Consider the following 13335-nt stretch of genomic DNA (forward strand, 5'->3'; position numbering starts at 1 on the left):
CGCCCGCGATGCCCGCCCGCGATGCCCGCACGAGAGGGGCCCGCACGAGAGGGGCCCGCACGAGAGGGGCCCGCTCGCCGAACGGCGGGCCTGAGAAGCGCAATCGCCGCCGGATGGCGGTTGTGCGCGACGGGGCCCGGCTTCGACCATCTAGGAGTAGCCGTCACCATCCCGTGGAAGGGACCCCGCATGGCATTCCACCGCAACCTCGATCCAGAGCTCCGCGTCGCGCTCGAAGCCACGCCGCTGCCCGTGCACGACCTGGCCAGCGTGACGCCGGAGGAGCTGGTCGGGCTCCGGGCGCAGACCAGGGCGATGCTGGCCGCCGCGCCGCCCCTCGACAGCGACGTGGTGATCGAGGACCGGCACGTGCCGGGCCCCGACGGCGAACCCGACGTCCGCGTCCGGATCTACCGACCGGCGCAGGACGGTGACGGGCGGCCGGGGCTCTACTGGATCCACGGCGGTGGGATGATCATCGGGTTTCCCGAGATGGACGACGCGATGGTGGTCGACTGGGTCGAGCGGCTCGGCGTCGTGGTGGTCTCCGTCGACTACCGGCTGGCCCCGGAGCACCCGCATCCCGCGCCGGTCGAGGACTGCTACGCGGGGCTGGTGTGGACCGCCAAGTCGGCGGTCGAGCTGGGCATCGACCCGGCGAGGCTGGCCGTCGGCGGAGCCAGCGCGGGCGGTGGGCTGGCCGCCGCCACCGTGCTGCTCGCCCGCGACAGGGGCGGCCCCGAGGTGGCCTTCCAGCTCCTCCTCTGCCCGATGCTGGACGACCGCAACATCACCCCGTCCAGCCACGAGTTCGCCGAGGCCGTGGTCTGGGACAGGGGCGCGAACCTCTTCGGCTGGACCGCGCTGCTCGGCGACCGGATCGGCGGTGACGACGTGTCCCCGTACGCGGCCCCGGCCAGGGCCGAGGACCTGTCGGGGCTGCCGCCCACGTTCATCGACGTCGGGGAGCTGGAGGTGTTCAGGGACGAGGACATGGACTACGCCCTGCGGCTGTCGCAGGCCGGGGTGTCCACCGAGTTCCACCTCTATCCCGGGGCCTTCCACGGGTTCGACATGATGGTGCCGGACGCCGAGCTCGGCAAGCGGGCCAAGGCCGCCCGGCTGGCCGCGCTCAAGCGGGCTTATCGCCTCTGACGTTGGCGTGCAGGCGTAGCAGGGCCAGGGCGAGGTGGGCGCGCAGGCGGCCGGCGGAGTCCGCGAGCGAGAAGCCGAGTGCCGACTCCGCCCGCGCGATGCGCGCGGCCATCGAGCTGTGGTGCAGGTGCGCGGCGGTGGCCGCGCCGCGTACGGAGCCTGCCAGGCACAGCGCGCGCACGGCGGCCACGGCCTCGTCGCCGAGCCGCGCCATCGCCCGGACGTCGGCCAGCCCCGCGATCGCCGCCTCGGGCAGGTCGGCGAAGAGCGCCAGCGCGCCCAGGTCCGACCAGCGCATCACCCGGTCGTGCGGGCCGGTGAAGCGCAGCGCCGTGCGCGCGCCCGCCCACGACTCGGCCGCGCGGGCACCGGGCAGCTCGGGCCCGATCCCGACCCTGGAGCCGGCCGGCAGCTCAGGCCCGATCCCGGCTCTCGCGCCGGCCGACGCTTCCAGACTCTCGCCCGCCCGGGAGCCCTGCCCGGGCCCGATGCCTGCGCTGGGGGCCGCCCCGAGCGCTGGGGCAGGTGGAGGCAGCGTGGTGGCGACCAGGACGGCCTGGGTGTCGCCGATCCGGGCGGCGCGGATCTGGTGGCCCATCACGCGCAGCCCGGCGGCCGGCTCGTCGCCGGGCGACGCGATCGCGAGGGCCTGCAGCGGCGTGGACGGCGCGAAGCCGAGCAGGCGCAGCGCGCGGGCGCGCTCGGCCTCACCGGTCTCCGCCGACAGCGCCAGCTCGACGAGCGCCGGATCCTGAGCCTGCCGGGCGAGGGCGGTGGCGCGTTCGAGGGTGACCTCGGCCGCGGCGGCGTAGCGTTCGAGGACGATCTCGTCGAGCCCGTGTGCGGGCCCGGCACGTTCCATCCAGACCGCGCCGAGCCCGGAGCTCAGCTCGCGCACCGAGGCGGGCGGGCCGGCGGGCGTGTCCACGGCGCCGTCCGGCTGGGCGCGCGTGCACCGGCCGGTGGCCGCGTCGAGCAGGCCGACCGGGCACTGCGTCAGCCGCGCCGTGGCGGTGAGCAGCACGGGAACGCTCACGTGGTCGCGAACCAGCGAGTCGAAGTAGGCGATGACCCGCACCGCGCTCTCCGCGTCGGCGTCGAGCGTGGAGAGCCGCAGCAGTAGTCCCCGCACGGTCACCAGACTAGTTCGGTGCGCGGCGAGCTGGCGAGCAAACCAAGCGTGCGCTAGGTTGGTGCGTGTGGATCTCGACTTCTCCCCGGCCGAGCGGGACTTCCGCGCCGAGGTTCGCGACTGGCTGAGCACGCACGTGCCGGAGCGGCTGCCGTCCATGGACACCCCCGAAGGCTTCGCCGCCCACCGGGCCTGGGAGAGGGTGCTGGCCGGCGCGCGGCTGTCCGCCGTCTCCTGGCCCGGCCGGTACGGCGGGCGCGACGCCTCCCTGATCGAATGGCTGATCTTCGAGGAGGAGTACTGGGCCGCCGGAGCCCCCGCCCGGGTCACCCAGAACGGGATCTTCCTGCTGGCGCCGTCCCTGATGCGGTCGGGCACGCCCGAGCAGCTCGACCGGTGGCTGCCGCGGATGGCGCGCGGCGACGACGTGTGGGCGCAGGCGTGGTCGGAGCCGGAGGCGGGCAGCGACCTGGCCGCGCTCACCTCCCGCGCCGAGCCCGCCCCCGGCGGCTGGCTGCTGTACGGGCACAAGACCTGGAGCTCGCGGGCCGCCTACGCCACCCACGGGTTCGGCCTGTTCCGCACGTCGGGGACGCGGCACAAGGGGCTGACCTACTTCCTGTTCCCGCTGGACGACGTCACCGTGCGGCCGATCGCGCAGCTCGACGGGCTGCCCGGGTTCGCCGAGCTGTTCCTGGACGGCGTGTACGTGCCGGATTCGATGGTGCTCGGCGAGGTCGGCGAGGGCTGGCGGATCGCGATGGCCACCACCTCCTCCGAACGCGGCCTGACCCTGCGCAGCCCCGGCCGCTTCCTGGCCACCGCCGACCGGCTCGTGGCGCTGGCCCGGACCGCAGGTGATCCCGTGCTGGCCGATCGGGCCGCCCGGTGCTGGGTTGAGGCTGAGGCGTACCGGCTGCACACGTTCGGCACGGCGCGCCGGATCATGGCGGGGGCGGAGATCGGGTCCGCGGCCAGCATGGGCAAGGTCTTCTGGTCCGAGCTGGACCTGCGGATGCACGCCCTGGCCATGGAGCTGCTGGGGGATCGGGCAGGGGAGACGCCGTGGCTCGACGGGTTCCTGTTCTCGCTGGCGGGGCCCATTTACGCGGGCACGAACGAGGTCCAGCGCAACATCATCGCCGAGCGGGTCCTGGGGCTGCCACGATGAGCCCGGCCCCGATCCCGGCCCCGGCCCCGGCCCCGGGTCTGGCCCCGGGTCTGGCCCTGGTCCCGGTCTCGGTCTTGGTCTCGGTCCGCAGGGGTGGCGCGGCGAGCCCTGTCCTCGTCTTCGCAGGCGGTGCGCCGAGCCGGGTTGTCCGTTCTCCAGAGGTGGTGCGATGAACTTCGGGTTCACCGACGAGCAGCTCGCCCTGGGCGCGACCGTGCGTGACGTGCTGCGCGCGCACTGCCCGCCCGCCGCGCTGCGCGCCGAGCGCCGGCCGGCCTGGGAGCAGCTCGCCGCGCTGGGGTTCTTCGGGCTGCTGCTGCCTCCGGAGTCCGACGGGCTGGGGCTCGGCCTGGTGGACGTGCTGCCCGCGCTGGAGGAGACCGGGCGGGCCTGCCTGCCCGGGCCGGTCGTGGAGACCGCCGTGGCGGCGCCGTACCTGGTGGCGGGCGTGCCCAAGCTGGCCTCGGGCGCGGTGTGCGTGAGCGTGCTGCCGCCCGGCCAGGCGTACGCGCCGGACGCCGACCTCGCGGACCTGCTGGTCGTGGCACGGCCGGGCGGGATGCGGCTGGTGGCCGCGGAGTCCGTACGACTGACGCCCAGGGGCGGGGCGGACCCGTGCCGGCCGCTGTTCGAGGTGGCCTTCGAGAAGTCCGAGGAGCTGGGCGGCTCGGCAGTACCGGCGCTGCGGCGGGCCACGGTGGCGACCGCCGCGCAGCTCATCGGGGTCGCCAGGGAGCTGCTCGCGGTCACCGTCGGGTACGCGCGGGCCCGCACGCAGTTCGGCGCGGCGATCGGGTCGTTCCAGGCCGTCAAGCACCAGCTCGCCGACGTGGCCGTGGCCACCGACTTCGCCGCGCCCCTGGTGTACCGGGCGGCGCTGGCGGTGGACCGGTCGGCCGGCACCGCCGAGCGGGACGTGAGCGCCGCCAAGGCCGCCGCGGGCGAGGCGGCCGTGCTGGCGGCCCGGGTGGCGCTGCAGGTGCACGGGGCCATCGGCTACACCGAGGAGCTGGACCTGCGGTTCTGGCTGGCGCGGGCCTGGTCGTTGTCGGCCGCGTACGGCACCACGGCCGCGCACCGCGAACGCCTGCGTGCCGCGATGCTCGACGGCGACCTGCGGAGGTACCCGTGAAGTTCGGCGTGCCACTCGGCCTGCTGCATCCGGCCGCCTGGAAGGACGTGGCGGTGGCGGCCGACGAGCTGGGGTTCGAGTCGGTGTGGCTGCCCGAGCACCTCGTCTTCACCACCGACCTGTCGCTCGCCGTCTATCCGGGCACGTCCGATCCGGGGATCACACCGGCCACGCCGCTGTTCGACGCCCCCGCGTACCTGTGCTGGCTCGCCGCCCTCACCTCCCGCGTCCGGCTCGGCACGGCGGTGCAGCTCCTCGCCCTGCGCCACCCCTTCGTGTCGGCCCGCGCGTTCGCCACCCTGGACGTGGTCTCGTCGGGGCGGGCGATCTGCGGGGTCGGCGCCGGCTGGTACCGGGGGGAGTGGGAGGCGGCCGGCATCCCGTTCGGCACCAGGGGAGCCCGGCTGGACGAGGCGATCGAGGTGGTCAGGCGGCTCTGGAGCGAGCCGGTGGTCGCCCACACCGGGAGGTTCTACTCCTTCCCCGAGGTCGCCTTCGAGCCCAAGCCGGTGCAGCGGCGGCTGCCCGTGCTCGCCGGCGGGGAGTCGGCCGCCGCGCTGCGCAGGGCGGCCCGGCTCTGCGACGGGTGGATCAGCATGCCGCACACGATCGAGTCGATCAAGCCGCAGCTCGACCGGCTCGGGGCGGGGGTGCCGGTGACCGCGCACGCGTACGCGCTGGCCTCGCCTGACGAGGTGCCCGCGTGGGCGGCGCTGGGCGTGGAGCGGCTGATCGTCCGGCCATGGACGCGCAGCAGGGACGCGGTGTCCCGGCTGGCCGCGTTCGCCGCCGAGTACGGCGTGGGTGACGTGAGCGGTGTCCTCGACGTGGGCAGCTGACGCGGCTTACGCGCGGTGACGTCCTCCTCGAGGCCGGGCGGCGGCGCCGACGAGCTCGCGGTCGTTCTGGTGGGCGGCGGCGGGCAGCGGGGTGGTCGGGAGTGAGGTCGCGCGGTGCCGGCGCCCGCGCAGCGGGACGTCCTGGACCGGGGGCGCCGGGGCGTGGTGCTGCTGGGCTGCCCTGGTGGTGGAGCGGCGGTGGCGGCGGCCACGGGACGGGGACTCGGTGAGATCCTGCACCGGGTCCGCTGCCGGGCGGTCGTGGCGCCGGCGGCGTCCCTGGTAGGTGGCGCTGATCCGGGGGGAGTCGAGGGCGTCCCCGCCCGCCCGCCTGGCCGGGGCGAAGGCGTCGAACGTGCTGGTGGCCGCGGGGATGACGATGCGCTCGAACGGGCTGGTGTCCACGACGCGATCCAACGGCCCGGTGTCGAGCACGATCTCCACCGGTCCGGCGTTGCGGACGGTCTCGAACGGTCCGGTGTCGCGGACGATCTCGAACGGTCCGGTGTCGCGGATGATCTCGAACGTCCCTGTCTCGTCGGTGAACTCGTAACGGCTCCGGTCGAAGTCGGCCTCGAAGCCGGGTCCGAAGCCGGTCTCGTGGTCAGGCGCGAAGTCCGGCCCGAAGGAGCCGGGGTCGAAGGAGCTGGTAGAGAAGGGGCCGGGGGAGAAGGGGCCGGTGTCGAAGGCGGGCCTGAAGGGTGCGGTGCTCCGGCCGCCGCCGTGCCGGCGTTCGCCACCCCCGTCGCCGCTGCCGGAGGTGTGGCGGGGCCCGGCGTCCGTGGCGAGGTCGAAGGCTCTGGTGCCGAGCGACTGCCTCGTCCGCCGAGGCACCCCGGCGCCCGCAGGCTGGAGCGCGTCGGCGGCGCCGCCCGCGGTAAGGGGCTGGACGGCGTCGGCGGCGCGGGCCGCCGTCAGGGGCTGGACCGCGTCCGTGCGGGTGGGCTCGGTGAGGGACTGGATCGCATCAGCACGGGTGGGTTCGCTCAGGTGCTGGAGCGCGGCCGTACGGGTGGGTTCGCTCAGGTGCTGGAGCGCGGCCGTGCGGATGGGCTCGGTCGGGGGCTGGAGCGCGGCCGTGACGGCAGGCTCGGTGCGGGTGCGGAGCTGGGCCGTGCCGGCCGGGGCGGCGGCGTGCCTGCGGCGATGGCGGCGGTTCGCGTTCGACCTGGCCGGGCGCGCCGCGAGGCGTGCGGCGGCGGCCGGGGCCGTGCGGGAGCGGCGGGTCTTGGCGACCGCGAGCAGCGCGAGCGCGGCCACCAGCGCCGAGCCGATCAGCGTCGGCGTGGAGACGCTCGGCAGCGGGCTGCCGGCCGCGGCGTCGACGTGCGTGGGCAGGGGCTTGCCCGTCGCCGCCGTGGTGTCGGCGGTCGTCGGCTTGGCGTGCTTGCCCTTCTTGGCGGCGGCCGTCCCCGAGGAGTCGGTCGCCGAAGGGGCAGCGGCCTCGGGAGCCTTCTTGGCGGGAGCCGCGGCGGCGTCCGAAGCAGTGCCAGAGGCGGTGTCCGAGGCGGTGTCCGAGGCGGTGTCCGAAGCCGTGGAGGGTGCCGGGCCCGAGCCCGTCTGCGGCGGGCGGCTGGGCTCGGTGCGGGAGGCGAGCGGCGCGTGGGCGGCCTCCTGCCCGTCGGGCTGCGGGATCATCGCGCTCAGCGGGAGCTGGAGCCGGCCCACGTCGGTGCCGGGTCCGTCCTGCCGGCCCTGGTCCCCGTAGTCACCCTGGACGGACGCCTGCTCCTCGGCCTTCTTCTGGGCCGCCGCCTCGTCCAGCCGGGACTTGATCCGATCGGGGTAGCCGTACCCGACCACCTTGCTCGTGTCACGTTCCTTGCGCTTGGCGACGCCGCCGTCGATGTTCCCCTCGATGGTGTAGATCGTGTCGCCCTCGACCCGCGTCACGATGCCGACGTGGTCGATGTTGCCGATCTTGCCGGTCCCGCTCCAGTCGTAGAAGACGAACGCGCCGGGCTTGGGCGTCTTCCCCCAGGCCCCCTGCTCCTTGAACCACTTCGCGTGCGCCACCGTCCACGCGAACTGCCCGATCCACTCCTCGTAGCCGAGCTTGTGCGCCGCCCATGACAGGTACATGTCGCACCACGGGGCAGAGCTGTAGTCCGCGTCGAACTCGACGTTCTTGCCGTACCAATCGCCGAACTTGGTGTAGGCCCCGCCCTTCTCGGCATAGCCGAGCTGGCTCTCGAGCAGGTCGATGTACTTCTGCATCTCTGGCGTCATGGAAGTAGTGGGGGAACCTTCCGGGCAAGACCGGATTTATCCACGCATACCGGGGTAAGGGGGGGTATCCCGGGACAGGTGTGACAAAACCGGAGGCTTGTCGTCTTCCGTGATGAGCGAGGTTACCCTGCCGTAATCCAAGGTCAAGCCAGCACCAAGAGACGTTCAAGGCCCGGCAGGCAACGAAGTCGCAGGTCAGACCCGCCGCCAGAAATGTCCGAACACAAGTGATTTAACCTGAAAAGATCTACCTACGAAGATCAATCAGTAGCCCGCTCCCGTCAGCAGCCCCCCGTCGATCGTGAACTCGCTTCCCGTGCAGTAGCTGGTCCGGTCGGAGGCCAGGAAGGCCACGACGTGGGACACCTCCACGGGCTTGGCGAAGCGCTTGATGACCATGGACTTGACGAAGGTGTCCGCGTCGACCTCCTGCATCATCTCCGGATCCATGGCCATCGAGGTGCTGATCGCGCCGGGGTGCACCGAGTTCACCCGGATCTTGAACCTGGCCAGCTCCCTGGCCGCCGACTTGGTGACGCCGCGGATCCCGAACTTCGAGGCCGAGTACGCGGACAGCCCTTCGGCCCCGATGAAGCCCTCGATCGAGGAGATGTTCACGATGGCGCCGCGCCCGGCCGCCTTCATCGGCTCGATCACCGACTTGATGCCCAGCCAGGTGCCCTTGAGGTTGACGTCGATCACCCGGTCGAAGTCCTCGGGCGACATATCAAGGATGCGACGAAATTTCAGGATCCCGGCGTTGTTGACCAGTACGTCGAGCTTGCCGTGCAGCTCCGTCGCCGTCGTCACCGCCCGCCCCCAGTCCTGGAGGCTCGTGACGTCGTGATGGACGTACGTGGCGCCGCTCTCCTCCGCCAGCGCCTTGCCCTCCTCGTCCAGGACGTCGCCGAACACCACCTGGGCGCCCTCCTCCAGGAACAGCCGGACGTGCGCCGCCCCCATGCCCCGCGCCCCGCCGGTGATCAGCGCGACCTTGCCGTCAAGCAGCCCCATAGCGTCCTCCTGCCGCGACGGCCACCGCGGCCGCCTCCATGGAGCGGTAGACGGGGATTCCCGCCGCCGCCGCGATCCGCCGCACCTCGTCGTCCACGCCCGCGGGCGCGCACTCGCCGTTCCTGGTGACGAGGGTGATCCTGATGCCGGGCAGCGCGTCCTGCGCCGCCGCGACCGCCCGCGTGTAGGCGTACAAGGGCTCTGCCGCGTCCCCGTACGTGAAGAACGCCTGCACGTTCACGTGCGCGACCACGTCGCGGTACGGCCGGAGCCGTACGAGCGCGTCGATCACCTCGGGCACCAGCCCCGCCCGGCCCATCGGCCCGACCGGGACCTCCAGCGGATTGCCCGCCGCGACCACCCCGAGCCCGCGCAGCGCCTCCGGCGCGTCGTCCGGGAGCGGATCGAGCCGCACACCCGCCAGGTCGAACGCGTCGGCGGCCAGCACGCTCGCGCCCCCGCTCGGCCCCACCACCAGCACCTGGTCCCCGGTGGTGACGCGCGAGCCGTGCGCCTGGAAGAACGACAGCACCCCGATCAGGTCGTCCTGGCTGGTCACCAGCGCCGCCCCCGACTGCCCGGCCACCGCCTCCCAGATGCGCCGGTCGCTCACCAGGCCGCCCGTGTGCGAGGCGGCCGCCTGCTGACCCTGCCCGCTGCGCCCGCCGACCAGCAGCACCACGGGCAGGTCCGCCTCCAGCAGCGCCGCGTACAGCTCCCGGCCGTCACGCGGATCCTCCAGATACAGCCCGACGGCCCGCGTCTCCTCGTCGCGAGCGAGCCAGCGCAGCAGCTCGGCCGGGGTCACGTCGGCCGAGTTCCCGACCGTGACGACCCGGCTGAACGCCAGCCCGCGCCGCTCCCCGACCTTGATCACCTCGCCCGCGAGCCCGCCGCTCTGCGAGATCAGGGCCACCGAACCCGCGGGGCCGGTCCCGCCGCCGACGAACGTCTGGCGTCCCCGGGGACAGTAGACGCCCATGCAGTTGGGCCCGAGCAGCCGGGTCCCCGCCGCCCTGGCGGCCTCGGCCAGCTCGCGTTCCAGCCCGGGCTGCCCGGCCTCGCCGAACCCGCCGCTCATCACCTGCACGAACGGCACCCCGTCCGCCTGCCGCACCACCTCGGCGCACCGCTCGGCCGGGACGGCGACGAGCGCGTAGTCCACGTCCGCCCGCGCCAGCGAGGGGACGGCCGGGACCCCGGACACCTCGCTCGCCGTAGGGTGCACCGCCACCAGCGGCACGCCCGTGGCGCGGTAGAAGCCGAGAAACATGTTCCCGAAGTTCGGCCTGGTCGTGGAGGCCCCGACGACGGCCACCGCCTTGGGCTCGAAGAGCGGCAGCAGGTCACCGGGCGGCCCGGCGGCCGGACGGGCGGGCGGCCCGGCGGCCGGGCCGGGCAGGTGCCGGGCGTCCACCGCCACGACGCCGGAAGGGGTGGCGACGACCGGATTCAGCTCGAACTCGCCGAGGTCCAGCCGCTCCCACAGCCCGCCGGGACCGCCGGCGGTCATCAGCAGCTTGACCACCGCGTCCACGTCCACGGGCGGGCTGCCGCGATGGCCGTCCAGGAGCGCGGCTCCGCGCAGGGAGCCCAGCATGGCCCGCGCGTCCTGCTCCGAGATCGGGCAGAGCCGCAGCGCGGTGTCCCGCAACGCCTCCGCCCACACCCCGCCGAGGCCCGCGAGCAGCACCGGGCCGAACGCGGGGTCGCGCACCAGGCCCACGATGAGCTCCACCCCCGCCTCGGCCTGCTCCTCGACCAGGAACCCGGCGATCGGGGCCGGCACCCTGGCGGCCATGGCGCTCGCCGCCGCCGGCAGCTCTCCCGAGGTCAGCCCGAGCACGACGGCGCCGGCGTCCGACTTGTGCACCAGCCCTGGCCCGAACGCCTTCAGCACCAGCGGCTCGGCCAGCTCCGCCGCGGGGCCGAAGTCCAGGTCCCGCACCACCACCCCGCGCGGCACCGGCACCCCGGCCTCCCGCAGCAACGCCTTGACCTCATGCTCGTACGCGCTCGCGGCATCGCCGGGGGAGGCCGCGTCCCGGTGCTCGTCCGCGCTCACGGACGCCGTGTCCTCGTTCACCCGAGGAGGTGCCCGTGGAGCTCGCGGATCTCCCTGCGCAGCAGCTTGCCCGGCCCGCCGGAGGCGTCCTGCGAGTGCGGCAGCTCGTCGGCCACCACGATGTGATCGGGCCGCTGATGCGCGGGCAGCGTGTCGGCCAGCGCCAGCGCCAGCTTGGACGCGTCCAGCGAGTGGCCCGCGCGCGGCACCACGGCGAGCAGCACGCGCTGCTCCGGCGCCCCCTCGGGCACGCCCACCGCGCCCGCCTCGGCCACGCCGTCCAGCGCCGAGGCCGCCTCCTCGATCGCGACCGGCTGCGTCCAGACGCCGTGCTTGAGTATCGAGTCCTCCCGCCGCCCGAGCACGCGCAGCACGCCGTCGGCGGACAGCGTCCCGAGATCGCCTCCCACGTACCACTCCCCGCGCAGGACCTCCGCCGTCCTGTCCGGCAGCCCGTCGTAGCCGGCCATCCGGTGCGGGCCGGCCAGGTTGATCTCGCCGACCTCGTCGACCACCCGGTCGCCCTTCGGGCCGGTGATGCGCACCGCGTTGCCGGTGCGCGCGCGTCCGGACGAGCCCAGCGGCGTGGAGCCGTCGTCCACCCGTCCCATGCACGTGTACGGGGCCTCGGTCTGGCCGTAGTAGGAGAACACGCCCGCCTGCGGCAGCCTGGCCTTGATCCGGTCGAGCATGGTCGCCGTCAGCGGCTCCCCGCCCAGCATGATCACCTGGAGCGAGGACAGGTCCACGCCCTCGTGTTCCGCCGAACCCAGCAGGGCCGCGTAGAACGAGGGGATCTGCGACACGTGCGTGACCCGTTCGCGGGGGACGACGCGCAGGAAGTTCGCCGGGCCCCAGTCCTGCTCCAGCACCAGGCGCATCCCGGCGTAGAGGGCGGGCCCGACGATGGCCGGGAACCCGATGCCCCAGATGATCGCGCCGGTGCCGAACACCGAGTCGGGCCCGCGCGGCACGTCCAGCCAGATCTGCGCCGTGGCCAGCGACGACGCGTGCGTGTGCACGACGGCCTTGGGCAGCCCGGTCGTGCCCGAGGTGTAGTAGAGGGCCAGCGGGTCGTCGTACCCGCCGCCCAGCGGCGGCTCCGCGTCGGAGGCCGAGACCAGGTCCTTGGCGTCGATCCACGTGCTCACGCCGGGCAGCGACTCCCTGATCTGCTCGACCACCTGCGCGACCGTCGAGTCGTAGACGAACGCCGTGCACCCCGACGCCGCCACGACCTCGCGCAGCGTGTCCACCGGCCAGTACGGGTTCAGCGCCGCCGTGACGGCCCCGATCTTGGCCTGCGCCAGATAGACCTCGGCCACCAGGAGCGTCTCGTTCAGCAGCGCCGCCACCCGGTGCCCCGGCCCGATGCCGGCCGCGAGCAGGGCGTTGGCGCGGCGGTTGACGCTGCGATTGAGCTCGTCGTAGGTGAGGCTCTGCTCGCCGCAGTACGTGAGCGCCACCCGGTCGGGCGTGCGCAGCGCTCCGGCGGTCAGGATCGCGTGGCCGTAGTTGCCGTAGGGTGATCGCGCCATGGGGGTGCCTCCAGATCAGAGGGGCGAATAGAGCACGAAGACGTTTCCTGAGGGATCACGCAGCACGGCCCGCGTCTCATGCGGCCCTTTCTCCGGCTCCCGCACCACCTCGCCGCCGCGCGCCGAGAGCTCCCGTACGGCCGCCGCCACGTCGTCCACCTTGTACGACGGCGCGGCCGAGGAGGTGACGTGCTCGGCGGGCCCGGCCAGCGCCACGGTGACCCCGCCGCCGTCGAGCGCCGCGAACCTGTCGCCGTCGCGGAACTTCACCGGCAGCCCGTAGAAGGCGATCGCCTCGTCCAGGTCGGCGACGGGGATCAGCACGTTTGCGAGCCTCACGCGGGCCTCCAATGCGGTAGTCCGTCGACGAACGTCACCCGCACCGGCTGCCCGATGCGTACCTCTTCCGGGGCGCACCCCACCACGTGCCCGAACGCCCTGGCGCCTTCCGGCAGGTCCACCCACGCCATCACGTACGGCTCGCGGCCCGCGTAGCCGGGGGCGAACGAGCGATGCACGACGGTGAACGTGTGCACCACGCCCTCGCCCGAGACCGGCTCCAGGGCGAGCGCGCCGCCGCACCGGGGGCAGGCCGCCTCGGGGAGGGAGTTGCGCCAGTCGCAGGACGTACAGCGCTGGATGACCAGCTCGCCGCGTCCGGGGGCGGCCTGGTGGGCAGAGGTGTCACCGCTCATCGCTGCCAAGCTAGCGCACGCTTGGTTACCCGGCAAGGGACGGTGCTCGCGAAAGCGGCGGGGCTATTCGGCGAGCCGCTCGCCGGATGGGTGGACGAGGAGCTCGCCGGGATCCTCGCCGGTCGGGCTCGCGACAGGCCCACTGGTGAGCGCTGTGGTGAGCCCTGTGGTGAGCGCTGTGGTGAGCGCTGTGGCGGACGCGGTGACGGGGTCAGTGACAGGCTCGGTCGCGGTGGGCCTTCTGGACGGCTGGGCGAGCGGCTCGTCGGGAGCCTTCGAGCCCGACAGCGAGGGCGTGCTCTGCTCCTGGCTGGGCGTGGGCGCGGGCGTGTCCGTCGCCTGGGCCGAGCGGGTCGGCGTGGGGG

Annotated in this window: 11 protein-coding genes; 4 read left to right on the top strand and 7 right to left on the bottom strand. The window is 73.9% G+C overall.

Translation table 11 applies throughout. The features are described 5' to 3' along the window. Nucleotides 1–189 precede the first annotated feature (189 nt). Nucleotides 190–1155, top strand: a complete 966-nt coding sequence (locus ETD85_RS52280; RefSeq protein WP_138697318.1) for an alpha/beta hydrolase — start codon at nt 190–192, stop codon at nt 1153–1155. Here ETD85_RS52280 and ETD85_RS52285 read toward each other — a convergent pair. Continuing rightward, nucleotides 1133–2287: a helix-turn-helix domain-containing protein gene (locus ETD85_RS52285; protein WP_138697319.1), complete on the bottom strand. Its 1155-nt coding sequence runs from the start codon at nt 2285–2287 to the stop codon at nt 1133–1135. The genes ETD85_RS52280 and ETD85_RS52285 overlap by 23 nt on opposite strands. Before the next feature lie 67 nt (nt 2288–2354). Here ETD85_RS52285 and ETD85_RS52290 point away from each other — a divergent pair, with 67 nt between their 5' ends. From ETD85_RS52290 to ETD85_RS52300, 3 genes are all read left to right on the top strand, one after another. Next, nucleotides 2355–3458, top strand: coding sequence for an acyl-CoA dehydrogenase family protein (locus tag ETD85_RS52290; protein WP_206059432.1), 1104 nt, complete (start codon nt 2355–2357; stop codon nt 3456–3458). A gap of 169 nt (nt 3459–3627) precedes the next feature. Next, nucleotides 3628–4590: an acyl-CoA dehydrogenase family protein gene (locus tag ETD85_RS52295; RefSeq protein WP_138697321.1), complete on the top strand. Its 963-nt coding sequence runs from the start codon at nt 3628–3630 to the stop codon at nt 4588–4590. Beyond that, nucleotides 4587–5429 (top strand): TIGR03619 family F420-dependent LLM class oxidoreductase, encoded by an 843-nt coding sequence (locus ETD85_RS52300; protein WP_138697322.1) that lies wholly within the window; start codon nt 4587–4589, stop codon nt 5427–5429. The genes ETD85_RS52295 and ETD85_RS52300 overlap by 4 nt, the downstream gene beginning before the upstream one ends. Before the next feature lie 6 nt (nt 5430–5435). Here ETD85_RS52300 and ETD85_RS52305 read toward each other — a convergent pair whose 3' ends face one another. From ETD85_RS52305 to ETD85_RS52330, 6 genes are all read right to left on the bottom strand, one after another. Continuing rightward, nucleotides 5436–7658 carry a CHAP domain-containing protein gene (locus ETD85_RS52305; protein WP_138697323.1) on the bottom strand — a complete coding sequence of 741 codons (2223 nt, stop codon included), beginning with the start codon at nt 7656–7658 and terminating at the stop codon, nt 5436–5438. Nucleotides 7659–7922: 264 nt separating this feature from the next. Then, a complete protein-coding gene (locus ETD85_RS52310) occupies nt 7923–8672 on the bottom strand; it encodes a glucose 1-dehydrogenase (protein ID WP_138697324.1) in 750 nt (249 codons plus the stop codon). Next, the gene (locus tag ETD85_RS52315; protein ID WP_138697328.1) at nt 8659–10737 is read right to left on the bottom strand and encodes an acetate--CoA ligase family protein; all 2079 of its coding nucleotides are present in this window, start codon (nt 10735–10737) and stop codon (nt 8659–8661) included. The genes ETD85_RS52310 and ETD85_RS52315 overlap by 14 nt, the downstream gene beginning before the upstream one ends. A gap of 17 nt (nt 10738–10754) precedes the next feature. Then, nucleotides 10755–12275: a class I adenylate-forming enzyme family protein gene (locus ETD85_RS52320; protein WP_138697325.1), complete on the bottom strand. Its 1521-nt coding sequence runs from the start codon at nt 12273–12275 to the stop codon at nt 10755–10757. A gap of 15 nt (nt 12276–12290) precedes the next feature. Then, complete coding sequence (locus ETD85_RS52325) at nt 12291–12614, bottom strand: VOC family protein (RefSeq protein WP_240779997.1); 324 nt, start codon at nt 12612–12614, stop codon at nt 12291–12293. Next, nucleotides 12611–12970: a Zn-ribbon domain-containing OB-fold protein gene (locus ETD85_RS52330; protein WP_138697327.1), complete on the bottom strand. Its 360-nt coding sequence runs from the start codon at nt 12968–12970 to the stop codon at nt 12611–12613. The genes ETD85_RS52325 and ETD85_RS52330 overlap by 4 nt, the downstream gene beginning before the upstream one ends. Nucleotides 12971–13335 lie beyond the last annotated feature (365 nt).

This window comes from Nonomuraea zeae (assembly GCF_005889725.1).
Lineage (GTDB): Bacteria > Actinomycetota > Actinomycetes > Streptosporangiales > Streptosporangiaceae > Nonomuraea > Nonomuraea zeae.

Coding starts and splice junctions, on each gene's coding strand:
- ETD85_RS52310 (WP_138697324.1), bottom strand. CDS start 8,672: ATGGGGCTGCTTGACGGCAAGGTCGCGCTGATCACCGGCGGGGCGCGG.
- ETD85_RS52320 (WP_138697325.1), bottom strand. CDS start 12,275: ATGGCGCGATCACCCTACGGCAACTACGGCCACGCGATCCTGACCGCC.
- ETD85_RS52280 (WP_138697318.1), top strand. CDS start 190: ATGGCATTCCACCGCAACCTCGATCCAGAGCTCCGCGTCGCGCTCGAA.
- ETD85_RS52330 (WP_138697327.1), bottom strand. CDS start 12,970: ATGAGCGGTGACACCTCTGCCCACCAGGCCGCCCCCGGACGCGGCGAG.
- ETD85_RS52305 (WP_138697323.1), bottom strand. CDS start 7,658: ATGACGCCAGAGATGCAGAAGTACATCGACCTGCTCGAGAGCCAGCTC.
- ETD85_RS52295 (WP_138697321.1), top strand. CDS start 3,628: ATGAACTTCGGGTTCACCGACGAGCAGCTCGCCCTGGGCGCGACCGTG.